The following is a 23,598-nucleotide window of genomic DNA, read 5'->3' on the forward strand; positions in this document are numbered from 1 at the left end:
CCGCGGGTCCGCGGCTCCAACTGAACGGCTGCCTCCGCGAGTCCAGCTGATCGACCGCGTCCGCGACTTCAACTGATCGACAACATGAAGGGTTTCCATGCGCGTCATCTACATTGATGTCGACACACTCCGGGCCGACCACACGCAACCCTACGGCTACCAGCGCCCGACCACCCCCAACCTGCAAGGGCTCGCCGACAAGGGCGTCACCTTCGAGCGCTACTACTGCTCCGACTCCCCCTGCCTGCCCTCGCGCACCGCGCTGACCAGCGGCCAGTTCGGCATCACGAACGGGGTCGTCGGGCACTTCGGCGAGGCCGCCCGCTACCGGCTCGACTCCGGCCACAGCCCGCATCCGGAGCGCCCGCTGCTCGGCCAGCGGCTGGGCCAGCACGGCTACTACACGGCCGCCGTGTCGATGTTCGCCGAGCGGCACCGGGCCTACTTCTTCCTCGGCAACTTCCGCGAGTCCATCCGGGCCAGCGACGAGATCAACGACGAGGACGGGCGCGACATCAACCGGGTCGGCCTCGACTGGATCCGCCGCCACGCCCACGAGGACGACTGGTATCTGCACCTGACCTACTGGGAGCCGCACACCCCGTACCTGACCGAGCCGGGCTGGACCGAGAAGGCGGCCGAATCGGGCCCGCCCCCGGCCTGGCCGGACCAGGAGGCCATCGACGGGCACGCCGAGGTCTACGGGCCCCGCAGCGCGCTGGACCTGCACTACTCGGTCGTGCCACGCCCCTCGCCGGTCCCGCACAACATGCCGGACGCCATCCGCACCCGCGCCGACTACGAGCACCTCATCAACGGCTTCGACGGCACGATCATGTACTGGGACAGCCTGTTCGGCGAGCTGCTCGCCACGCTGGACGAGCTCGGCATCGCCGAGGAGACCGCGATCATCGTGAGCGCCGACCACGGCGAATCCTTCGGCGAGAACGGGTCCTACGCCGAGCACGGCCACGCCAACGAGCCGGTCCACCGCGTGCCGATGATCGTCTACTGGCCCGGGGTGACCGACGACCTGCCCGAGGACGCGCGCCGCTGCGACGCGCTGCTGTACAACGTCGACCTGGCCCCCACGCTGTGCGACCTGCTCGACATCCCGATCCCGGGCGGCTGGCAGGGCGCCTCGTTCGCCGACGCGGTACGCGGCTCCGCCATCCCGTCGAGGCCGTACCTGGTGCTCGGCCACGGCGCCCACACCTACCAGCGGGCGGTGCGCACCCGCGAGCACCTCTACATGCGCACCTACCATCCGGGCAGCTGCCGGGCCGAGTGGGAGCAGCTCTTCCACGTCGAGTCCGACCCGCATCTCACCACCGACCTCATCGACAAGGAGCCGGAGCTCGCGGCGCGAATGCGGACGCACCTGTCGGAGTGGTGGCACACCTACGCCGGCCGGCCCGGCGCGCTGCCCGACCCCATGCAGACGACGCTGCAGGTCGGGCCCACCTACTACAACGACCCGGCCCGCTACATGGAGCACCTGCGCGCCACCGGACGCGAACACCTCGCCGACGACCTGGCGGAGCGGCTGTCCACCGCGACCGGCGCCACGCCGGTCTCGTGGCACGCCCCGGAGATCCCGTGGACGTCCGAGCGGCACGCCGAGCTGGAACGCAGGATGACCGCTGCCAAGCCGGCCTGACCGGAAAGTGACCGCGATGACCACCCCACACCCCGCCTCCCTGGACCTTCCTGGGAAGGTGGCCCTGCTCACCGGCGCGAGCATGTTCACGCTTCGGCCCGAGCCGTCCATCGGGCTCGGTGAGCTGCGCATGTCCGACGGGCCGACCGGCGTGCGCGGCATGACGTTCACCGGCGGCCGCACGGTCGCCCTGTTCCCGAACGCGACCCTGCTGGCCTCGTCCTGGAACACCGGCAGCGCCTACGAGGTGGGCAGAATGCTCGCCGAGGAGGCCGTCGCGCAGGGCGTGCACGTCGTGCTCGGGCCGACGATCAACCTGCACCGCAGCCCCCTCGGCGGACGGCTGTTCGAGGCCTACTCCGAGGACCCGCTGCTGTCGGGCGTGCTCGCCGCCGCGTACGTGCGCGGGCTGCAGGACCACGGCGTCGGCGCCTGTCTGAAGCACCTGGTGGCCAACGAGTCGGAGACCGCCCGGCACACCGTGGACAGCGTGGTGGACGAGGCCACGCTGCGTGAGGTCTACCTGCTGCCGTTCGAGATCGCCGTCGCCGACGCGGACGCCTGGTCGATCATGGCCGCGTACAACCGGGTCAACGGCGTCCCCGCCACCGAGCAGCACCACGTGATCAACGAGATCGTCAAGGGCGAGTGGGGCTATCGCGGGCTGATCGTCTCCGACTGGTGGGCCACGACGAGCGCCGCGGCCGCCGCCAACGGCGGGCTCGACCTCGTGATGCCGGGTCCCGCCGGGCCGTGGGGCGCGCACCTCGTGGCCGCCGTCGAGGCGGGCGAGGTCGACGAGGCGGTGATCGACGACCACGTACGCCGATTGCTGCTTCTCGCGGAACGGGTCGGCGCGCTCGGCGAGCGGCCCGGGAAGTCGCCCGGCGAGCAGCCCAGGTCGCCCGGCGAACAGCCCGGGAAGTCGTCCGGGGAGCTGCCCGCCCCGGACAGTCCGGTCCGCCGGGCGCAGCTCACGAAGCTGGCTGCCGAGGGCATGACCGTGCTCAAGAACGAGCAAGCGACCCTGCCGCTGGCACGTGGCACCACCGTCGCGCTCATCGGCCGCCACGCGGTCGACACCATCGACATGGGTGGCGGGTCGGCCCAGGTCAATCCCCCGTACCAGGTCAGCGTGGCCGAAGGGCTCACCGCGCTGCTCGGCGACGCTGTGACGGTCGTGGACGGGGTGGAGGTCCGGGACCGGCCCGTACCGGCCGCGCCGGGCTTCGCCGTACACCCGGTCACCGGCGAGCCGGGTGTGCAGGTGATGGTGTACGCCGAGAACGGGACACTGATCGACGAGCGGCACGCCGCCTCGGGCGCCACGATGATCGGGATCGACGACGACCTGCCGGAGCCGCCGCACGTCGTACGCCTGCGGGCCCGCCTGCCCGAGGGTGGGCGGGTGCGGGTCGGCGGGATCGGCGCAGGCTCCTGGCAGGTGCGCGCCGGTGACCACGTGGAGCGGTTCGAGCTGGCGCTCTCCAGCGGAGACGTCGGTGAGGCGGTCCTGCGGCCACCCGGCGCCACGACACTCGCCGACGTCGCGCCGGGCGACGTCGTCGAGGCCGAGGTCATGCCGGCGAGCACGGGTCCCCGCGGCAAGAGGGGGCTCTACGGGCTGGCCGCGCACCCGGCACCGGACGACGTGGAGAGCGTGACGGCCCGCGCGGTCAGCGCCGCCCGCGCCGCGGACGTCGCCGTGGTCGTCGTCGGGCTCACCGAGGAGCAGGAGACCGAGTCGGTCGACAAGACCACCCTGCGGCTGCCCGGCGCCCAGGACGACATGGTCACGGCGGTCGCCGCCGCGGCCCGCCGCACGGTGGTCGTGGTCAACGCGGCGACCCCGATCCTCATGCCGTGGCTCGACCAGGTCGACGCCGTACTCTGGGCGGGCCTGCCCGGACAGGAGGGCGGTCACGCCGTGGCGGCCGCGCTGCTCGGCGACATCGAGCCGGCCGGCCGCCTGGTCACCACCTTCCCGGCCGCGGACGGGGCCGCCCCTGCCTGGTCGGTCACCCCCGAGGAGGGCAGGCTCGGCTACACCGAAGGCGCGTTCGTCGGCTACCGCGGCCACGAGGCCGGCCGCGCGCCCCAGCCCGCGTTCTGGTTCGGGCACGGCCTCGGCTACACGACATGGGCGTATTCCGACGCCGTACTCCTCGACGAGCAGGGCCGGCGCGTCGCCGTGACCGTCACCAACACCGGTGGCAGGAGCGGGCGCGAGGTCGTCCAGGTGTACTTCCGTCCTGACGACCCCCGCCAGCCGGTGCGGCTTGTCGGCTGGCAGGCCGCGACCGTCCCTTCCGGCGAGAGCGCACGGGTCGAGGTGAGCGCCGACCCCCGCGTGTGGCGCCGCTGGGACGACGAGCGCGGGACCTGGGAGTCGCTGCCCGCGCGGGGCCGGATCCTGCTCGCCCGCGGCCTGGGCGACGTCCGCGCCACCCTCGAACTGACCGGCCGCTGAGGAGCGTCATGCCATCGCGCCACCCTCGAACTGACCAGCCGCTGAGGAGCGTCATGCCATCGAACATCCTGCTGATCACCGCGGACGACATGGGCGGCGACACCCCGGGCTGCTTCGGCGGGCCGGCGGAGGTGACCCCCGCTCTCGACCGGCTCGCCGCCGAGGGGATGACGTTCGGGCGCGCGCACGTGGCCATCGCCGTGTGCCAGCCCAGTCGTTCCGCGATCATGACCGGCCGGTGGCCGCACCGCAACGGCGCGCAGGGGTTCGAGCCCATCGCCGACGGGGTGCCCGTGCTCACCCGGCTCCTGCGCGAGGCCGGGTACATGTCGGGCATTCTCGGCAAGGTCGAGCACCTGCAGCCGGTGGAGGCGTTCGGCTGGGACTTCACCCGCGGCATGCGCGAGCTGGGCATGGGGCGCGATCCGCGGGCCTACGGCGAGGCGGCCCGGCGGTTCATGACGGAGGCGGCCGAGCATGGCCGCCCCTGGTTCCTCATGGCCAACGCGCACGACCCGCACCGCCCCTACTCCGGCAGCCGGGACGAGCTGGAGCGGTTCCCGGCCGAGGAGCGGGCCACCTACCCGGCCCCGTCGAAGGTGTTCGGGCCGGCGGACGACGTCGGCGCCGTGCCGGGCTTCCTGCCCGAACTGCCGGAGGTGGCGCGGGAGTACCGCGAATACCTCAGCTCGTCGCGCCGTTGCGACGACGTGGCCGCCGAGGTGCTGCGCGCGCTGGAGGAGAGCGGGACGGCCGGCGACACGCTGGTGGTGTTCCTGTCCGACAACGGGATCGCCGTGCCCTTCGCCAAAGCCAACTGCTACCTGCAGAGCAGCCGGACGCCACTGATCGTCCGCTGGCCCGGCGTGACCCGCCCCGGGACGCGCGAGGACACCGCGTTCGTGTCGATGCTCGACCTGTTCCCGACGTTCTGCGCGGCCGCCGGCCTGGCGGAACCGGCGGGTCTGGACGGGCAGGGCATGCTCCCGCTGCTGCGCGGTGAGCCGCAGGACGGCCGGGACGCGGTGTTCACGGTGTTCCACGAGACCGCGGCCAAGGGCCGGTACGAGATGCGCTCCCGGCAGGACGCACGGTTCGGCTACATCTGGAATGAGTGGTCCGACGGCGCTCGCGCGTACCGGGCGGAGAACATGTTCGGCAGAACCTGGCCGGCGATGCTCGCCGACCCGCGCCTCGCCCCGCGCACCCGCTTCTACCTGCACCGCGCGCCCGAGGAGCTCTACGACCTCCACGCCGACCCGCACTCACTGACCGACCTGTCCGGCGACCCCGGACACCGTGAGGATCTGGCGGCCGCCCGGCGCGACCTGCTCGCGTGGATGACCGAGACCGGCGACCCGTTGCTCGGCACCTACCGCGCGTTCCTCACGGAGCGCGCCCCGGGCTGAAGACGGTCAGGGTACCCGCGGGCCCGGGGAACCCCGACGACCCGACGCGACAGCAGGGTCAGCGTGCTGGCCCCAGTACGCACCTGACTTTCGGCCGAACCGGTCAGCCGATCCCACCATGATCGCGAAAAGTCAAGGCCTGACTACAATTCAAGTTGTGTATCGCAAGACTTCGCGACCTGCTCATTGTGCGTCGCTATGAGCACCGCACACCCTGCATCCGCCATCACCCGAAGTATCTGAACGACCAATTCCGCGTTCCACGTGTCAAGCGATCCTGTGGGTTCATCGGCAAGCACGATCGAGGGGCGCTTGACCAGCAGTCTGGCCAACGCAACCCGCTGCTGCTCACCACCACTGAGAAGATAGATCTTGTCCTTGAGCCGCCCGCCCAGGCCAACCTGCTCCAAAGCGCTCTCGTACGACTTCCGAGCCGCCTTCTTGCTGCCGCTCACTACAGCAACATCGAGATTGTCGCGCACTGTGGCATTCTCGATAAGAGCGTAGCTCTGGAAGACGTAGCCGAGATATTCCCGGCGGAACCTACGGGCCTGACGCGCATTGTGGCCAGCCATATCATGACCATCGATAATAATTCGTCCTTCGTCTATTCGGTCAAGAAGTCCTATGCAGTTCAATAAAGTCGACTTTCCGCTTCCACTCAGGCCGGTCACGGCCACCATCCGGCCGGTGCCGATGTCAAAGCTAAGATCGCTCCAGAGCGTGCGCGCGCCTATCGACTTGGTGGCGCCTTCTACTGACAACATCAACATTTCCTTTGCATTTCGAACGATATCAAGGTAGCTGGAGGACTAATTCCCGATCGCCGCGCTTCGGCCTACACGTTTACCGAGAACACCGAGAACACCGAGACTGCCACAGATCCCCGCGCACATGAACAGCGCGGCCAGTACCGGCTCCCAGCCGCTCACCGACATAATCTCTCGAGCCACAGAAGGTAACATCATCCTGGGCGCCCCGTGTTCACGGAACCGCAACCGTTCGACGGTATCGATGGCAACGTACGCCACGAACAACAGTGTCGAGACGGCCTCGACCGCGAGGAGGCGACCATGAACTCTGACGGGCGACCAGCCAAACACGCTCTGCGCAAAGATGCGCTGCGCGTTCTGCTGAACGTAGAGATGGCTCATCCCGACGGCAGATACCATCACAACCGCCACGGCAATCACCAAATTGATCAGCATGAACCAAAATCCAACGGACATGTCTCTGTTTTCGTAAGCGGCTCGTAGTGCGATTGGTTCGACACCATTGATGTACGTTTCAAGCGCACTACCGCGAATGGCGTTTCTTACGAAGTCCGAATCTGTGAAGACGACCGATGCCTGTGTAGCATAGGCCGCATAATCGTCATTCGAAAGAATATTAGACGCGGGAATGATGACGACAACGGGATCCACGATTATCGGATTGCCAACCTCGGCCGAGCCGGATCCATAGGTAAAGAGTCGCTGTCCGGCCAACGCCAGCGATACCTCCATAGACGGCGCGGAAACACCATTTCTTTTGCTGAGATAATTGACCCATTGGGTCATCGCCCGAGTGATGCGCTCTCTGTCAGGCGCCAGATTCGGCGGGATCAGGACCCGCACCCGATTCGCTTTAGTATCTTCAAGGACTCTCTCCTTGAATTGTGTCTGCACCTCTTGCCGAGCCAGATAGGCGCCGTTCACCATCAGCGCCTCACCATAAGGTGCGTACTCTGAGAAGAATTCGGCGAGCCTGCCCCGATGAGAGAAGATCGCATGGCCGTTCCGATCCGCCTCGCGTATCCAGGCGCCCACTTCACGGAACTGCCGGTCGCTCTCCTTCTCAAGCGCTCCATTAAGCGAGATCCAGACCGCGGAACCGGCAGCGCGGAACCGTTCCTGGCTTTCCTGCTTGCCGTCCAGGGTCTGCCAGGTGATTACCAGTGTAGACGCTATGGTTAGGGCGATGCCGACTGAGAGTATCCGGATACCGAACATGCCGATAATGGCGTACTTGGCCGGAACTTCGCCCTTTATAGCAGATGGGATACGCACTCTAAAGGCAAGTATCAGCGCAAGCACATGAGCCATAAGAGCAAGTGCGATCAGTAACCCGAGAATGCCAAGCCATATCCAGAGGTAAAAGGAAAATCTATGCAGCCGGTTATAAGCAAACAGCGACAGCCCCGCCGCTAGCATACATGCACATAGACAAGTCATCCCAAACGTGGCGATTATCCTAAGGTCGCGTCCTGCGATGTTCGCAAAGCTGCGCCCTTGCAGTCGTTGGATCCCGTATGCCTTGGAGCTGAAGACGACACCCAGAAACACTAGGCAGATAATGGCTCCACAGACGGCGAGGAAGCATTGAAGTGGCGCTCCGTAGGCGAAGATGGCATATGCCGTCATCACGGTCAGCGGCGGTGCCACCGTTGCGGCAAGCCCAAAAGAATCCATCTCGTCTTGAAAGGATCTGACGATGCCGGCATCAACTTGATCACCGAAGAGGAAGTAGTAACCACGCGGGTCGATGTCCGCAGCTGCCGTTATCGGAAGAATCGAGATGTCCGCATCGGTGTTGAAGGCCGGATATCCCGAACGAAGCCAGCCGGCCGAATCATCGTTCTGGTCACCGATGGCGAGGTAGAGCACTCGCTTTCTCAAGTCACTAGGATCGAGAGTCATTCGACCGACATTGATTGTTTTGTTCTGCGCAAACTTTTCCAGCCGCTCAGTTGCCGAGACTCTAGTAAGAGTCTGCTTTGCATCGGCGACCCGTATCACTTCCCGTGCGCCGATGATGATATCCCCGTCAATCCTATGCACAAGACTAAAAGCCATCACCGCCGAGAAGGTGATTGCCAGCACGTATGCAAGCTTGATGCCGCGAGGCAGCAAGACCGTCTCCCTGTGTTTGTTATATATTGATATTTGTTCAGAATGATCTGATGGTATGGGTCGGTGGTTGCCGCCAGAAGGCGCTTTATGGTGCAACGCAGTGAACTGACCAATAAAAGCCTGGCATCAAAGCAAGACCCTGTTGGGCATGTCGGACAGTAGGGAAAATCCTGGCGAGACCATCGCGAAGCCGCCCACGGTATCTTACGGTAGCTGCAGACCAGGGTCCTGTCGCGATTCTCCCGAAGGCGAGAGCCCTCTGGAAAACGGTGATGGCCAAGCTCCGGCTGCGCCGGACCCTGGCCACCCCCGCCTTCATTTCTGCTTTGACGAAAAGGGCTATTCCTCATGCAATACCCCTGCGCCACCGCCCAACCAGGCAGCCACTTACAAACGCAGGGAGCAGGGCTCCTGCTGAAAGCGTGAAGGATAGGATAGCCGACAAGAACGGCCACCTGCCTTCAATGCCACCCTTTAACGGGCAAGGCTACGGCAAGCTTGGATTTTGTCCGCTTCAAGACTCACCGACCATGACCCCGAACACTGGTCAGATTCCGCTATTAAGCAACTCGATCAGGCCTCTGGTACAAACAAAGGAGAACTTTCCCAGACCCATTGTCTATCAGTGCCATATCCAGATCGAGCGATGCTCCACCAAACTCAAATAATGGCGCACCGCTGCAGCCGCTTCGGCAAACTTGCCGATCTCTACCCCGCAGGCATGACACTCGCGCTAGTCACTCTGGCTTTGTCATGAGGAATTATCTGACAGGACTCAGCAAGGGCCGCCGCGCTCAATCCTGTAGTAGGTCTCGTTTCCGAAGCTCGACGAGGCGACCCTGGCCTCCGACCAAGCCCCAGGGTTTGTTTTTGGCGATCGCTTGGTTGAGACGCCTACCGCCGTAGAACCGTGACAGTCATCTTCATGGTAGTAGTTCGACCAGGTGTACCCCTGGCCAGTGCCGTGATCCCAAGTGCCCCCGTCTGGATAGGTGATCTCCGCCCAAGCCGCAGTACCCGTTAAGACGGACGCGATGATCGCCGCTCCTGCGAGAAGCTTGATCCGCTTGCTCATGAGAATCCTCCTGTTTCAGGAAATGCCATACTAAACATCCATAGTGATATTTAGCGGCATTAGCGGGCTTTCGGATTTATGATCTCATAGGCCGTCAAATTCTGACAAGATACCTGTTATGAAAATTTCCGATATTAGTGAGGCTTTTCGTGCGCGCAGCAGAATAGGAGGTGAAGCCATGACCTGGCGGCTCACCTTGTGGTTTCGTATGCTCGTTATCGCTTCTAGGCAACAAATCGGTCCGGCGCGCCTGCTAGGTGGACCGGTAGCAAGTTGGCGATGTCATCTGGAAGTGGGCGGATCCGAACATCTCAGTTCGCTCGATGTTGTCTTGTCGATGTGCGCCTATTCGCTGCCCTCGCTCGGCGTTAACTCCGGCCGCGTCCGGTTGGCGCCGGCCACATCCTTTTCCGGCGCCTCTGGCACTGACTCCTCTACTCCCTTGACCATGTTCTCCTATGGAACAGGCTGCGCATCCATCGACTACCCAGGGTCCGCCTTAGCTGCATGACTCACAAACTGATCCGGCACTCCGATATTGGAGATCAACACCAATGCCGCAGGGCCAATCACAAAAGCCGCCAACCTCCTTGGCAGATCACGATCACGCATTCTGAAACCCCTTCAAGGCACGCTGACGCAGGCCCCGAACAAGAGAGCCTTCAGGCGCCTAAGGCAGACATAGGATGATCAATAGGATCGCGATCGACAATCCAAGATCGGTCAACGATGAGAATGTTACTTACCTGATGCAGCGAGTAATGGGCGCAAATAACTAGAGACATGTGTGCTGGTCAACCCACTTGTCATGGGCTGCGCAGTCGATGAAGGCCTCGATGTGATTTAAATCACTCCGCCTCTTCGCGAGTGGGAACGGGAGGGTTCGAACCCCCTTTATTGGCGGCCTGGCAGCCAGCGTTCAGGCTGCGTGTGCCACAGTCCGGCACGCAGCAGCACCGGGAGGGCGTCATGCGACCACACTTCCTGCGTGAGCGACCCCGACGCTGAAGGCGACCAGTGCCCAGCCATACAAGTGGACGAGGTGACCGGCGACCTCGTGTTCGTAGGGACCGCTGTCACCGATTCCAGCAATCTGGAAACAACTGCGAGAGAGCAGCGGCGGCGGTAGTGGCAGCTCGGAGATGACGAGGGCAGAACCCTCTCGATGGTCTCCCTAGGCTGGGCTCTATCAACCACGTATGGGGCGCGCTGGATCCCAGCTTGACTCGGTGTGGCTGCGACGTCACGCTCAGGTGGTGTAGAAGTCCGTACACACTCGGAGACCAGGAGGGGACGATGGCTCTAAGGTTCTGGGGCAAAGCTGGGAGTCACACCGACAGTTGCCCCTCCGTTCACAGCGACGACTCCGACGGCAGCCTCGTGATCGTAGGCTAGCCTGTCGATGATCCCGAGATACTCGCGAAGATCCGAGAAGTAGCTCATATCGAGCTTCACGAGGCGGCCTTCCGGGTGCCGAAGGAGCTGAAGAAGGCCCTATCGAGGCGTGCGGCGGCCATGATCCACGTTTTGACTGACTTGTTCGAGCAGACGGAGCGCTCGGTGACGCACCTGGAACTTCGGGACACCTACGGCACCTCGCACCCAGACTTCCAGGACTGGGCGGACGAAGTGCCTATCGCGGACATCTCAGGCCGAGGGCGTCTCGACGCCTGGAATAGCCTCGCCAGGTTCCACGTGGCCCGTGGCGTCGTCTTCCGGCGAGCCAGGGTCATCTCGGTTCCTCCAAGCGACTACATCCGCTTCGAGCATGCGATCACGCCGTGCTCGAACCTGGCAGGCGGTGAGCAGATCCGCTGGCTGGAGAGACCGAAGGCGCGGGACGTCCCTGTGCCTCCCTGCGACTTCTGGCAGTTCGACGACCACCTGGTGTGCTGGGTCTACCAGTCCGGGCACGGCGAAAAGGCCGGCTACGACCTCTCTGAGGACGCCGCCGAGGCCAAGCTGTGTTCCGCGGCCTTCGAGGCCGTATGGGAACGGGCGACGGACCACCAGGAGTTCGTGCTGCCTGCCTGACGTTCCGACCCGCACGTGGCAACCTCACCGTCCTCAAGCGTCCAGGATGCGCGCAAGGCCATCGCTGCCCGGCTCCGCGAGATCCTCCGAGATGCCGGGCTGACGAACCGCGCCTTCGCGCGGCAGTCCGGGTGGGAGGAATCGAAGGTTTCTCGTCTCGTCACTGGCCGAACCCCGCCCAGTGACACCGACATCCGCACCTGGTGCCAGATCTGCGAGTCCCCGGAGGAGATTCCGAACCTCATAGCGGCCAGCCGCAACGCCGAGAACACCTACATCGAATGGCGTCGAGTTCAGCGCAGTCAGAAGCGCATGCAGGAGCTGGGCAAGGCCCTGTTCGAGAACAGCAACCTATACCGTTTCTACTCCTCCAACCTCGTGCCGTGGCCCTTGCAGGTACCGTCCTACATGCGGGCGATCATGACGCGCTTCTCGGAATTCCACGAGGCCCCCGTCCCGGACATCGAGGAAGCCGTGAAGACGCGACTGGCCCGCCGACGTCTCCTGGACAGCCCCAGCCGCCGCTGTGTTCTGATCATCGAGGAGTCGGTGTTGCGGGACCGCCCCTTCTCGGACGTCATCATGCGTGAGCAGCTCTCCCACCTGCTGATCGGCATGCACCAGCCGAACATCTCCCTCGGGATCATCCCCAGCGGCGCCTCCCGCGTGCAGAAGGTCACCGAGAGCTTCCTCATCTACGACGACTCCACGGTGGTGATCGAGCTGGTGTCGGCCATGGTGAACCTCACGCAGCCGCGCGAGATCGGCCTGTACATGAAGTGCTTCGAGGATCTGAAGAAGGATGCCGTCTTCGGGCACCCGGCACGGGCCCTGATCGACTCCGCGTTCGAAGCACTGCTGGACTGAAGTCGCGTAGAAACTCGTACATACTCGTTGAGCCTCGGAAAGCACTCCTCCTAGCGTCGATGGCATGTCACCAAGACGTGCTGCCGAGCCCCGCCAGGCCCCGCATAACAGGGTTACCGCCGATATAGCCAGGGAACTGTCCGAGGCTCTGGGGCCTGTGCAGCGGGAGTTGAAACGGCGGCATATCCCGTGTCTGAGGGTGTCGCTGATCAGCTTGGAGTTGTGGGGGCGGCAGCCGCTGACGTTCCCCGACTACCACACGCCCGCCATCGAGGTCTGGGACCGGCAGGGGAAGATCGTGGCTGCCATCACGGTGAGCGTGGATTTGACCCACTTCCGCGTGACCGTACCTTCGCAGCAGAGCCACCCCTACCTCGTACCTGCCCAGACTCCCGAACTGGTGGCGGCGCTCATCCCTGGCTATGACCGGGAGACGCCGTGGATCTGGTGACGAAGGCCGGCCCGACCGGATTTCACTATCCGTACGTGATCGGGTGGACGGGAGAGGTCCAGAGCCACCCGTTGAAGTGGATACCGCGCCGTGGCGGTTCGCAACTCAGCTACGCCATTCCGAGTCGCGGCGACTACAACAACGGCGTCTTGCGGCTGCGACAGGGCAAGACGATGACGGGACGGCCCGACTTCACGTCGGTGAACACCCGAAGGCAGTGGCGTTGCATGGACAATCGGCTCTGCCAGGTGTGCGCTTGTTCGGCAGCAGACGCCGAGACAGGGCGGATCTGGTGGTTACTGTCATCTGACTCCGGAGATGGCGGAGACGGCTACACCAACGCGCCGCCGACGTGTCGAGGGTGTATCCCGGAGGCGATCGCGCAGTGTCCGCACCTGCGGCGTAACGCCGCAGTCTTCACCGTGGGCAACTGCTCGCCGTATGGGGTGCGCGCTGATGTGTTCCTGCCCTATCTGCCGCCACTGGTGCCGTACGAGCGCAACGTCGTGCTCACGTTCGACGACTCCGACATGTATCACGCGCTCGGCCGGGAGCTCCTGATGCGGCTGCATGATGTGCAGGTGGCACCTCTGGACGAGCTATCGTACGTGGCCTGAGCTGAAGATTCAGACGGCCCCGGTTGAGGTGTTCCCGCTGGTCCTCTCTCATCCGGGGCGCAATGTCCAGAGGCTTCTCCCTCGGGGTTGGGGTATCTGGCCGTCCTTCCGTCCGCCGCTGGCGGTATGCGTCAGGGCCTCCCCATGCCTGGCTGACGGTCGTTGGACGGCTTCGGCGTCAAGTTAACGGTCGGGCTGCCGTCTTGGCGGGGGGCTTGGTGCACGGCTTGGGTCTGGGCCAGGCGGTAGGAGTCGGCGCCGGTCCCGATGGGTTTGCCGCCACGGTCAAGCCCGCTTCAACCAGCCGACCCGGCGAAGCGTGTTCGGAAAGGCAGCCCGAGCGCAGCGAGGCCCTTCAGAGGGCGGGCGTCAGCCCGCCTGGGAGGACGTCCGGAGCGAAGCGGAGGGCCTTTGTGGGCGGGTGGGCATCAGACGGCCAACCACCGAATCGGGTAACGGGCGGGGGAAAGAACGCCCGGAGCGAAGCGGAGGCCCTTTTTGGGCGGGAACTGAAGACGGTCAGTGGTGGCCCAGGTGGGCGGAGAGGCGGTCGGTGGTCCGCAGGAGGGCGGCGGCGCAGGCGTCGGCTTCGGCCATGAAGCGGTCGGCCGGGCCGCACACGCTGATGACCGCCGCCGGACGGCCGTGGTGGTCGAGGATGGGGGCCGCCACGGAGGCCGCGCCGCTCTGCCGTTCGGCGATCGACATCGCGTAGCCGCGGCGGCGGATGAGCGTCAGGTCGGTGCGAAGGCGGCCGGGGTCCGTGACGGTGGCAAGCGTCATGGTCTCCAGTGATCGGCTGAGATAGCGGGTGATCTCCTCTTCCGAGAGGTAGGCCAGGAACGCCTTGGACGACCCGCCCGCGTGCAGCGGATACGGCACGCCCAGCGAGACCGACATGATCACCTCCCGCTCGGGTGTCGCCTGGTCGATGTAGACGCGGGTGTCACCGGTCCTGATCGACAAGGTGGCGGTCTCGCCGGTCAGCCTCGACAGGGCGGGCAGTTCGGGCGCGGCCAGCCGCCGTACGTCGATGCGGTCGAGGTAGGCCAGGCCGAGCCGCATCGCCGTCAGCCCCAGTGAGTAGCGCCTGCTCTCCTCATCGAGCACGACCAGCCCCCGGCTCCTGAACGAGGCCAGCACCCGGTGCACCGCCGCCTTCGACATGCCCAGGCTCTCGGCGAGCTCGGTGACGCCGAGTGTGTCCGTGCCCGCCTCGGCGAACCGGACGAGGATGTCGGCGGCCCGTTCGACGGTGGCGGCGGTCTGGCTGGGCATGGTGGGCCTTCCCCGGTGAATCATGTGTACTGTCGGGAACAGCATTCCTACTATTGGAACACAAGGAGCCACCGGATATGTCGTCGTTGTGGAAGGCCCTGGAGGGCTCGCGCGTCCTGGACCTGGCGCAGCCGATGCGCAAGGGCATGCCGCAGTCCCCCAACCACCCGCCGTTCCGTATGGCGCTGGAACGCCGGCACGGCGACATGGTCAGGACCGATGGCGGCTCGGCCGCCAACGAGATCATCGTCACGGGCGGCCACGTCGGCACGCACGTCGACGCTCTCGCGCACGTCTCCCAAGAGGGTCTCCTGTACGGCGGGCGGCCGGCGGGCGAGGTGATGTCGCACGAGGGGTTCAGCGCCATGGGCATCGACGGGTTCGAGCCGTACGTGGGCCGGTGCGTGCTGCTCGACGTGGCCGCCGTGCACGGGGTGGCCACGCTGCCCGCCGGCTACGAGGTCACCGCCGACGATCTGGAGCGGGCCGCCGGGGACCTGGAGATCCGCGCGGGCGACGCCGTACTGGTCGGGACCGGCTGGTCGCGGCTGTGGGAGTCGGGAGACGACTTCGTCGGTCAGCGGAACGGCGTTCCGGGTCCGGGCGCCGATGCCGGCCGCTGGCTGGCCGCGCGGCAGCCACGCGTGGTGGGCGGCGAGACCATCGCCTTCGAGCACATCGCGGCGGGCCGCGGGCATGCCACGCTTCCCGTGCACCGGATCATGCTGGTGGAGTCGGGGATCAACATCGTGGAGACGATGCGGCTGGCCGAGCTGCTCGACTCGGGAGTCCGCGAGTTCCTGCTGGTGCTGAACCCGCTGCCGATCGTCGGCGCCACGGGAGCCCCGGTCCGCCCGCTCGCCGTCATCGCCTGATCGGGGGCCGGAAGTGACCACTCATGTCTCGCCGTCATCGCCTGAGCAAGGGCCGGAAGTGAGCACTCATGTTCAGCGGCTCGCGGAATTCGCCGTGGATTGCCGTGATCGCGGCGTCCCGGCCGAGGTGCGGGACGATGTGACGGGCCGGGTGCTCGACGTGCTCGGCAACTGCCTGGCCGCCTACGCGGAGCCTGCGGGTGACGCGGCCCCGGCGGTGCTGCGGGCCGTACGACGGTGGCAGGGGGCCGGGGAGTCGACCGCGATCGGGAGCGGCGACCGGCTGCCCGCGCCGTCGGCGGCGCTGGTCAACGGCACGCTGGCGCACGCGCTCGACTACGACGACACGCATCTGCCGTCCGTGCTGCATCCGAGCGCTCCCGTGGTGCCCGCCGCGCTGGCCGCCGCGGAGGCCACGGGCGCCTCCGGCGAGCGGCTGATCGCGGCCGTCGCGGCCGGCGTCGAGGTGTGCAACCGGCTCGGCATGGCCTCCTACCTGCCGGAGGCCGGCAACTCGCTGTTCTTCGAGAAGGGCCAGCACGCCACCTCGATCTGCGGCACGCTCGGCGCGGCGGTCGCGGCCGGGCTGCTGTACGACCTGGACGCCGCCGGCATCGCGCACGCCGTCGGGGTGGCCGCCAGCATGGGCGCCGGCGTTCTTGAGGCCAACCGCACGGGCGGCACGATCAAGCGGGTGCACTGCGGCTGGGCGGCCCACTCGGGCGTCACGGCGGCCGTGCTCGCGCTGGAGGGGCTGACGGGGCCGCCCACGGTGCTGGAGGGCCGGTTCGGCTTCTTCCAGGCGTGGCTGGACGGCCGGTTCGACGCCGAGGCGCTGCTGTCGGGCCTGGGCGAGCGGTGGGAACTCCTGCGTACGGTCTACAAGCCGTATCCGACGAACCACTTCACCCATCCGGCCATCGACTGCGCCCTCGCCCTGCGCGCCGGCGGCCTGTCCCCCGACGACATCGAGGAGGTCGAGCTGGGGGTCGCGGCGCCGGTGCTGCGTACCATCGCCGAGCCCCGGGCCGACAAGATCAAGCCCGAGTCGCCGTACCACGCGAAGTTCTCGGGACCGTACACGGTCGCGGCGGCGCTGCACGGCGGCGGCGGGCTGGGGCTGTCACTGGACGACTTCGCCGCCCTCGATCCCGAACGGCTGGCGCTGGCCGAGCGGGTGCGCTGCGTGGCGGACGAGCGGGCGACGGAGATCTTCCCGCACGCGTTCGCGGCCGTGCTGCGGGTACGGCTCCGTGACAGCTCGCTGCTGGAGCACCGGGTCGACTCCTCACGCGGCGGCCCGGAGCATCCGCTGACGGCGGAGGAGCTCGCGGTGAAGTTCCGTACGAACGCCGGGCGGGCGCTCGACCCCGACCGCGTGGCGGCCCTCGTCGCAGCGGGCCGCGACCTGTCCGAGGCCCCAACCGTGGCACCGCTGCTCCGGCTGACGATCGCCTGAGTCACGGCGCCGGATCGACGAACCGCCAAGGGACTCAGGCGGCTACATCGACCGCGAGGTGGTCCACCGTGGTCCGTCAGGAGTGTCCTCGACGAGCACGCCGCCGCTGAGCATCGCCGCCCGCAGTGCGTCGGCGGTCTCGTAGCGGCCCTGCCTGCGCAGGTCGTTGCGGAGCGCCAGCAGCGCCTCGACGAGGGCACGCAGGTCGGCGGTGGTGGCCACCTCGGCGAGCCGGGCGATCAGCAGCCGCATGAGCTCCCTGGCCTCGTCGACGCCGCCCGCGTCCTCCTCGGTGTCGGCCGCCCACTTGACCAGCTCGGCCTCCAGGTCGAGGACGGCGCGGGCCGCGGCGCCCAGGTCGGGCGCCGCCGCCGCGAGCTGGAAGCGCCGCTCGCAGGAGCGGACGGTCTCCTCCAGCGTGATCTGGGCCGGCACGGGGACGGCGGCGGGTCGGGGCGTCGGCGCGGCGGTGACGCAACCGCCTTCGGCCAGGCGGCGGACCTCCTCCAGACCGATGTGGGTGCCCGCGGGCAGGACCGCCTGCGAGCCGGGACGACGCACGGTCAGCCCGCCGCGGCCCGCCACCTCGACGGTCTCGGCGTCGAGGTCGATGACGACCGCGGTGTGCTCGTCGATGCCGAGGACGGCCGTGCCCGGCGGCAGCTCCCGCTCCATCCGGGACAGCCGCCGCTCGCCCAGGTAGCAGAAGCGGGTGTCGTGGGTGCCGCCTTCGGCGTTGTCGAAGTGCGGGATCAGGACCGCCCGCAGGTCGAGCGCCGCCAGCAGGTCAAGGCCCTCGCGCCAGTGCGGCTCGGCGCCCACCTTGTAGATCTCGTAGACCGGCACCGTCGCGAGCCCCGCCGTGCAGGCGGCGGCCGAGGCCAGCACGGTCACGCCCTGGCGGGCGCGGACGCGGGCCCGCAGGTCGCCCGCGGTGGGCGCGGCCGTCCACTGATCGAGGGCGTAGGTGGGACTGCCGGGGCCGGAGAACACCCAGTCGGCTCCGGCCGCGCCGGTCGCCACCTCAACCTCAAGGCCGACACTCCGGGCGAAATAGCGGCGGGCACGGGCGGAGATGTCGGCCGCGTTCTCCTGGAAGGCGTAGGGGGTGTCGAGCAGCACGGCCCGCGCGCCCGGCCGCAGCCGCCGCGCGGCGGAGCGGTGGACCTCCACCATGGTCGGGCTCGTCTCGCCCGACCCCATGAGCACCAGCAACCCGGGCATGGCTGTCCGCCTCTCTCTTCGCGCCGCCCCACCTACGGCCTTCTGCGAATGGATCGCTTCTGCATACTGCTGGCAGTAGATTGTCGGAGGTGACGGAAAGACACGTCGTCTCGGTCGAGACGCTCATGCTACGGGCGGACACCGACAGTAAGTGGGCGTACCGGCACGCCAGCGCCGTGCCCGCCCCCGGAGAGACCCCCGACCAGGCCGCGCGGCGGGTCAGCGGGATCCCGACCGACGCGCTGTCCACCGTCGTGCACTCCACGAGCTGGCGCTGCCGTCCCGGGGGCGAGATCGTGCTCACGTACGCCGTCTGCCCGGATCCGGAGCCCTGGCTGCCCGCGATCGACCTGCCCGTTCTGGAGATCGCCGTAGGCGACGCACCCGCGACGCCCACGCCGGGCCGCGTCGAGGTGGCGAACGTGGTGGCACACGCCATCCGGCACCTGGCGTTCCTGACGACCGAGGATCCCGTCGTACGGCAGGCGCTGGCCCACCACCCGGAGATCGTCACGGCCCTGGACCAGCCACGGCGATGCGTCACGACCCCCTGAGCACCAGCCGGACGTCCCGGCCATGTCACCACCGGCCGCCTACTCCTCCGAAAGGGCGTCCCTCTCCAAGGGCCCCAGCCACCAGCGATCATCGTTTGCCATGTACGCCGTGGACAGCACCTCAAGCCCAGCAACCTATGAAACGGCGCGCGCTGTGCGCCCAGCCGAGACACAGGTGATCATCGTTGCCCGCGGTCAGGCGCTCAGGCCATGGACGTGGGCAAGGGCCGCGGCCTCGGTACGGGTGGCGACTCCCAGCTTGTCGAGGATGTTGGCGACGTGGAACTTCACCGTGTGCTCGCTGATCAGCAGGTCCCCGGCGATCTGCCGGTTACGCAAGCCGCGCGCCAGCCGTTCGAGCACTTCCAGCTCACGCGGCTTGAGTACGGCCAAGGCATCGTCAGGAACCTCTGTGACAGGTGGCGTGAGTGGCAGCGCCGCGGTCACCGTGGTGCCCCAGCCCGGGACCGCGTCGAGCGAGAGGCGACCGCCCACGGCTGCTGCCAGCTCGGTGAGGCGGCGCACCGGCAGGGCGTCGACGGTCAGCACGCCGGGCCCGTCGTCGCGAATCGCCACGTGGAGCTCGGCCCCGGCCACCTCCCAGGTCACGCGGATCCTGCTCAGCCCCTCGTAGTCGAGCATGGTGACGACGGTGTTCCTGGCCAGGGCCTGGGCCGCGTTGGCGATGTCACCAGGCAGGACGTGGTCCGGCTCGCGCGGGCCGTCGAGTTCCAGTGACACCTCGCTGTAGCGGGTGAGCGGCGCCAGCTTCCCCGCGAGCCGGTCGAAGGCGGCTCCTGCCCGCTCCTCGCTCAGGGTGGAGTCGAGGTCGGCCGCCGCGCGCAGTTCGATGAGCGCGGAGACCGCCAGATCGGTGGCGGTGCGCCGAGCTGCGGCGTCGTCGAGTGTACGGCTGCGCAACGTGCTGAGCAGAGACTGGAGCGTGGCCGCGTGAGCGCTGGTGAGTTCGGTGATGACACGGGCGCGCTCGCTGGCCGCGACCCGGTTCCCGCTGAGGTCGGCCGGTGGGAGGTTCACGGCCCGGTGCGACAGGTGCAGCGCCACCAGATCCCACAGCGCCTGCACCAGCACGCGCACCTCATCGGCGGGTTCATCGCCGGTCACCACCACGAGCAGGGCGCCGTCCGCACCGGATGACTGGGACGCCACGGCGAGCGCGGGCATGGGCTCGCCCGCCAGGTGGACCTCGCCGAACCATGGCCGCCCCACCTCCACTGTCCCGCCCACCCTGGCCAGCTCGGCGCTGGTGATCTGCTCGGTCAGCGCGGCTTCGCCAAACGCCTTCATAGGGTGTCTGGCGCAGTCACCGGTCAGCATGGCGAGCGCCCGGTGCGGCAGGTACTCCGACAACGCTACGGACACGGGCTCCAGAATGCCGCCGATCGGGGCGTGGAGCACCGAAGCGGCAGCGGCGAGTGCGGCCGCGGGGTCAGGCAGGCGCATGGCCTCATGCTAGGGCTACTCGTTCGAGCAGCGGAGACCAGCCGAACGGGCAGTGCGTCAACCCGCGTGCCACCAGCAGGCTTGTTCCCATGAAAGCCCTTGCCGCGCCTGGTTACGGCGCTCTTGACCAGCTTCGCGTCTCCGATGTACCCGATCGTCTGCCGGCCTCAGGAGAGGTGCTGGTGCGCGTGCAGGCAGCTGCGCTCAACCCGCTTGACATCAAGTTGGTCACCGGTGAGCTGCGCGAGCTGTTCCCGGTGACGCATCCGTTCGTACCCGGCATGGACGCCACCGGCGTCGTGGCAGCCGTGGGGAAGGGGGTGTCGCGGTTCGCGGTGGGTGATGAGGTGATCGCCTACGCGGGCGCAGTGTCCGGGATGCTGGCCGAGTACGCGGTGATCACCGACGGGCCGCACATCACGCACCGGCCGTCGACTCTGCCCCCGATCGCGGCAGCGGCGCTGCCCACCGTGGCCATGACCGCGCACTGCGTCGTGACAGCCGCGCATCGAGCCCGGCGAATCCGTGCTGATCATCGGCGCCACCGGAGGAGTCGGCGCGCTCGTGGTCCAGCACGCCGCCCAGGCCGGTGCTCGCGTGCTGGCCACCGCAGCCCCTGCGGACGCCGCTTATATCCAGGAGCTCGGCGCGGAGACCGCGATCGATTACACGCGCGGCCCCATCTCTACCGACGCCGACGTGGTCGTCGATCTGATCAACGCCGGTCCCGCACTCGCCTCAACGGCAGTGCTCGTCCGGCAAGGTGGACGGCTGATCTCGACCTTGTACGGCCCCGCCGAGGTGAATGGCGTAGTGCCGGGCTACGTCAGGATGGATCCGGCCACGGGAGACTTGCCCTGGCAGGCGGCAAGCCTGGCCACCGACCGCATCAGCATCGAGGTGGCCGCCACCTATTCCTTTGCACAGTCCATGGAAGCCATGCGCGACTTCGCCGCCGGCACGTACACCCGCGGCAAGATCGTGATCACTTTCTGAGGAGACCACAATGAAGACCCTGCCCACCCGCGCGGGCGACCGTCCCAAGACTGGACCGTCCGTGCCGCACGTCCAGCTCAGCCAGCTCAGCCCCGACGAGATCCGCGAACAGCTGACGAAGTGGATGAGCACCGCGCTTCCCGCGACCGAGATCAGGCCCAGTGAGATCTCCGAGCCGGGCGCGACCGCCTTCTTCCTGGAAGGCGACGCGAAGCCACCTGAGGGAGCGGTGCTCCTGCCGCCCCGCCTGATCGCCGAGTTCGCACACGTCCACACCGACGGCAGCCTGCACCTGGCCCTGTCTCAGGAGGACCAGCAGGAACTTATCGCCAAGGGCTGGGGCGAGCGCCACCCCCTGTACTCCCCCACGATCAACGTGGTGATGCTCTACGGACCCCGCACCGAGGAGGAACTGGAAGTCGCCAAGACCGTCGTCGCCGCCTCCAACCGCTACGCGACCGGCAGGTCGCTGTAGCGCTCTTCAGCTGTCAGGTGGCGCAGACCGGGGAGTCCGATCACTGTCCGTCCTGGTAGACCATGGGGCCTGACTCCTTGAACGCCGCGCGCGAGGCGTCCTTGAGCCACTTGGCCGCGCTGGCGTCTCTGGTGAGGTTTGTGTAGACGGCCAGGGTACGGATCACATATCGGCCGTTCTGTCCGGTCCACGAGTACAGCTGTACGTTCCACCAGTTCGACGTATAGCAGATACCGGTTGAACCTGGACCCGCCAGGGGGCACCGGATACCCCAGTCCTGCACGTAGACGTTCTTGAGCCTTGAGTACGCGGTGCCGGCCCTGCCCGAGTCCTTCAGCGGAACGACCCAGACGGTCACCATGATGCGCCCCTTTGGAGCGCCCGAGCTGACATAGGCGCCCACGGCCATGTCGTCGCAGCGTGCCTTGCGCAGGGCGGACTTGACCCTGGCGTCGGGCCACGGGCTCGGGCAGTCTTCCACCCCAGCCGCCTTACGGCTGAAACGCACCCCCTCGGCACTCGTGAAGGACTGCGGCAGCAGGGCGTCGGCCGTGATCGGGGTCGGGTCTGTGCTCTCCTTGTCGAGGTCCGCGGGGTTGAACGGATCCTCGGTCGGCTCTTCCGAAGCTGTCTGCGAAGGCGTCGGCGCAGGTGTGTCAGAAGGGCTCGGCTGTGGGGAGTAAGCGGAGGCGGGCTGGGAGGTGGAGGGCTGGCCGCCCGACAGCGCTCCCCGTACCGCGTTCTTGACCGCGGCCCGTACGCCCACCACGGCCAGCACCAGAGCAACTGCTCCAGCGCCGACAGTCAGGCCGATCTTCTTCGACCGGCCGCGGCCGCTGGGCGGAGGCTGGGGAGGGACGCCCGATCCAGGGGTCCCATGCGGCTCCGACCCGCCGGGAGGCATGTTCTCCTGCGTCGACGGATACGGCCGGAGGGTGAGCTGCTCGGCCTCCGGCATGCCCATCGTGGCGTGCGCCGCGGGCCGCTGAGCGAGTGGGGCGGGAGGCTCGTCGCCGGTCAGGCGGCGCAGTAGGGCGGCGGCGCTCGGCCGGGCCGTGGGGTCCTTGGTCAGGCAGGCCGCCGGGCGCAGTTCCTGCGGCACGGACGACAGGTCGGGTTCGCGGGTCAGAATGGCGTGCATGATCACGGGAAAGGAGTCTCCACGGAAGACCTGCTGCCCGGTGGCCGCGTAGATCATGGAGGTCGCCCAGCTGAACAGGTCGGCCGCCGGGGTGATCGGCCCTCCGCCGAACTGCTCCGGCGCCATGTAGACGGGGGTGCCCACCACGCTGTGCGTGGCCGTCTGGGCGGTCACCCGGGCGATCCCGAAATCGATCACCACAGGCCCTTCCGGACCCATGATCACATTGTGCGGCTTGAAGTCACGGTGGACTATCCCGGCCCGGTGGATGGCCGCCAGCGCGGTGAGCGTGGCCACCGCGAGCCGCTCCAGCCCGCTGCCCGAACGCGGACCCTCGGTCCTGACCAGCAGGTCGAGCGATGGTCCTGGGATGTGCTCACTGACGATGTACGGCTGACCGTCCGCCAAGCCCGTGTCCAGCACCCGCGCAGTACAGAACGGAGCAACCCGGCGAGCCGCCTCAGCTTCGCGCAGGAACCGGCGGCGTGCGTTCTCATCCGCCGCGCCTCCAGCGTGTAACACCTTGACCGCGACCTGCTCGTTGGACGACCCCTGGCCCAGGTAAACCGTTCCCTGGCCGCCCCGCCCCAGTACACCAACAACCCGATAAGGCCCGATCTGGCGTAAATCTTCCGGCATGAGCGACTGCACAAGATCT

At 67.3% G+C, this 23,598-nt stretch carries 19 protein-coding genes and 1 pseudogene; 13 read left to right on the forward strand and 7 right to left on the reverse strand.

Features of this window, described 5'->3' with window-relative positions:
* Positions 1–97: 97 nt before the first annotated feature.
* The 3 genes from ACQP2T_RS36485 to ACQP2T_RS36495 are packed head-to-tail and all read left to right on the forward strand — an operon-like array spanning position 98 to position 5,539.
* Positions 98–1,660, forward strand: a complete 1,563-nt coding sequence (locus tag ACQP2T_RS36485) for a sulfatase family protein (protein WP_433509442.1) — start codon at positions 98–100, stop codon at positions 1,658–1,660.
* A gap of 16 nt (positions 1,661–1,676) precedes the next feature.
* Complete coding sequence (locus ACQP2T_RS36490; protein ID WP_433509443.1) at positions 1,677–4,130, forward strand: beta-glucosidase family protein; 2,454 nt, start codon at positions 1,677–1,679, stop codon at positions 4,128–4,130.
* A gap of 53 nt (positions 4,131–4,183) precedes the next feature.
* Positions 4,184–5,539, forward strand: a complete 1,356-nt coding sequence (locus tag ACQP2T_RS36495; protein ID WP_433509444.1) for a sulfatase family protein — start codon at positions 4,184–4,186, stop codon at positions 5,537–5,539.
* A 143-nt stretch (positions 5,540–5,682) separates the two neighbouring features.
* Here ACQP2T_RS36495 and ACQP2T_RS36500 read toward each other — a convergent pair whose 3' ends face one another.
* The 3 genes from ACQP2T_RS36500 to ACQP2T_RS36510 all read right to left on the reverse strand — a co-directional run bounded on the left by ACQP2T_RS36500 (position 5,683) and on the right by ACQP2T_RS36510 (position 9,505).
* Positions 5,683–6,306 (reverse strand): ABC transporter ATP-binding protein, encoded by a 624-nt coding sequence (locus tag ACQP2T_RS36500; protein ID WP_433509445.1) that lies wholly within the window; start codon positions 6,304–6,306, stop codon positions 5,683–5,685.
* A 45-nt stretch (positions 6,307–6,351) separates the two neighbouring features.
* Positions 6,352–8,430, reverse strand: a complete 2,079-nt coding sequence (locus tag ACQP2T_RS36505) for a hypothetical protein (RefSeq protein WP_433509446.1) — start codon at positions 8,428–8,430, stop codon at positions 6,352–6,354.
* Positions 8,431–9,205: 775 nt separating this feature from the next.
* Positions 9,206–9,505, reverse strand: a complete 300-nt coding sequence (locus ACQP2T_RS36510) for a lactococcin 972 family bacteriocin (protein ID WP_433509447.1) — start codon at positions 9,503–9,505, stop codon at positions 9,206–9,208.
* A 1,527-nt stretch (positions 9,506–11,032) separates the two neighbouring features.
* On the opposite strand from ACQP2T_RS36510, the gene ACQP2T_RS36515 reads away from it, so the two are divergent.
* From ACQP2T_RS36515 to ACQP2T_RS36530, 4 genes are all read left to right on the forward strand, one after another.
* Positions 11,033–11,539, forward strand: coding sequence for a DUF6879 family protein (locus ACQP2T_RS36515; protein ID WP_433509448.1), 507 nt, complete (start codon positions 11,033–11,035; stop codon positions 11,537–11,539).
* A gap of 15 nt (positions 11,540–11,554) precedes the next feature.
* Complete coding sequence (locus ACQP2T_RS36520; RefSeq protein WP_433509449.1) at positions 11,555–12,406, forward strand: helix-turn-helix domain-containing protein; 852 nt, start codon at positions 11,555–11,557, stop codon at positions 12,404–12,406.
* A gap of 199 nt (positions 12,407–12,605) precedes the next feature.
* Positions 12,606–12,857, forward strand: coding sequence for a hypothetical protein (locus ACQP2T_RS36525; protein WP_433509450.1), 252 nt, complete (start codon positions 12,606–12,608; stop codon positions 12,855–12,857).
* Positions 12,845–13,474, forward strand: a complete 630-nt coding sequence (locus tag ACQP2T_RS36530) for a hypothetical protein (protein ID WP_433509451.1) — start codon at positions 12,845–12,847, stop codon at positions 13,472–13,474. The genes ACQP2T_RS36525 and ACQP2T_RS36530 overlap by 13 nt, the downstream gene beginning before the upstream one ends.
* Positions 13,475–13,993: 519 nt before the next feature.
* On the opposite strand, the gene ACQP2T_RS36535 is transcribed toward ACQP2T_RS36530, so the two are convergent.
* On the reverse strand, positions 13,994–14,752 hold the full coding sequence (locus ACQP2T_RS36535; RefSeq protein WP_433509452.1) for an IclR family transcriptional regulator: 759 nt from the start codon (positions 14,750–14,752) through the stop codon (positions 13,994–13,996).
* A 77-nt stretch (positions 14,753–14,829) separates the two neighbouring features.
* Between ACQP2T_RS36535 and ACQP2T_RS36540 the strand changes: the two genes are divergently transcribed.
* Both ACQP2T_RS36540 and ACQP2T_RS36545 read left to right on the forward strand, forming a co-directional pair.
* The gene (locus ACQP2T_RS36540) at positions 14,830–15,627 is read left to right on the forward strand and encodes a cyclase family protein (RefSeq protein ID WP_433509453.1); all 798 of its coding nucleotides are present in this window, start codon (positions 14,830–14,832) and stop codon (positions 15,625–15,627) included.
* Between the two features lie 58 nt (positions 15,628–15,685).
* Positions 15,686–17,086, forward strand: coding sequence for an MmgE/PrpD family protein (locus ACQP2T_RS36545; protein ID WP_433509454.1), 1,401 nt, complete (start codon positions 15,686–15,688; stop codon positions 17,084–17,086).
* A 42-nt stretch (positions 17,087–17,128) separates the two neighbouring features.
* Here the strand turns inward: ACQP2T_RS36545 and ACQP2T_RS36550 are convergent, their stop codons facing one another.
* Positions 17,129–18,310: a hypothetical protein gene (locus ACQP2T_RS36550; protein ID WP_433509455.1), complete on the reverse strand. Its 1,182-nt coding sequence runs from the start codon at positions 18,308–18,310 to the stop codon at positions 17,129–17,131.
* Between the two features lie 89 nt (positions 18,311–18,399).
* On the opposite strand from ACQP2T_RS36550, the gene ACQP2T_RS36555 reads away from it, so the two are divergent.
* Entirely contained in the window at positions 18,400–18,864 is a 465-nt protein-coding gene (locus ACQP2T_RS36555; protein WP_433509456.1) for a hypothetical protein, read from the forward strand.
* 195 nt (positions 18,865–19,059) lie between these two features.
* Here the strand turns inward: ACQP2T_RS36555 and ACQP2T_RS36560 are convergent, their stop codons facing one another.
* Positions 19,060–20,328, reverse strand: coding sequence for a LuxR C-terminal-related transcriptional regulator (locus ACQP2T_RS36560; protein WP_433509457.1), 1,269 nt, complete (start codon positions 20,326–20,328; stop codon positions 19,060–19,062).
* A gap of 89 nt (positions 20,329–20,417) precedes the next feature.
* Between ACQP2T_RS36560 and ACQP2T_RS36565 the strand changes: the two are divergent.
* The 3 genes and pseudogenes from ACQP2T_RS36565 to ACQP2T_RS36575 form a co-directional block, all read left to right on the forward strand.
* Positions 20,418–20,669, forward strand: a pseudogene (locus tag ACQP2T_RS36565) (alcohol dehydrogenase catalytic domain-containing protein); the annotation flags it as partial.
* 184 nt (positions 20,670–20,853) lie between these two features.
* Complete coding sequence (locus tag ACQP2T_RS36570) at positions 20,854–21,324, forward strand: zinc-binding dehydrogenase (protein WP_433509458.1); 471 nt, start codon at positions 20,854–20,856, stop codon at positions 21,322–21,324.
* 10 nt (positions 21,325–21,334) lie between these two features.
* Positions 21,335–21,799, forward strand: a complete 465-nt coding sequence (locus tag ACQP2T_RS36575) for a luciferase family protein (protein ID WP_433509459.1) — start codon at positions 21,335–21,337, stop codon at positions 21,797–21,799.
* A gap of 40 nt (positions 21,800–21,839) precedes the next feature.
* On the opposite strand, the gene ACQP2T_RS36580 is transcribed toward ACQP2T_RS36575, so the two are convergent.
* Positions 21,840–23,579: a serine/threonine protein kinase gene (locus ACQP2T_RS36580; RefSeq protein ID WP_433509460.1), complete on the reverse strand. Its 1,740-nt coding sequence runs from the start codon at positions 23,577–23,579 to the stop codon at positions 21,840–21,842.
* Positions 23,580–23,598 lie beyond the last annotated feature (19 nt).

The organism is Nonomuraea sp. CA-143628, assembly GCF_050942315.1.
Taxonomy (GTDB): Bacteria; Actinomycetota; Actinomycetes; order Streptosporangiales; family Streptosporangiaceae; genus Nonomuraea.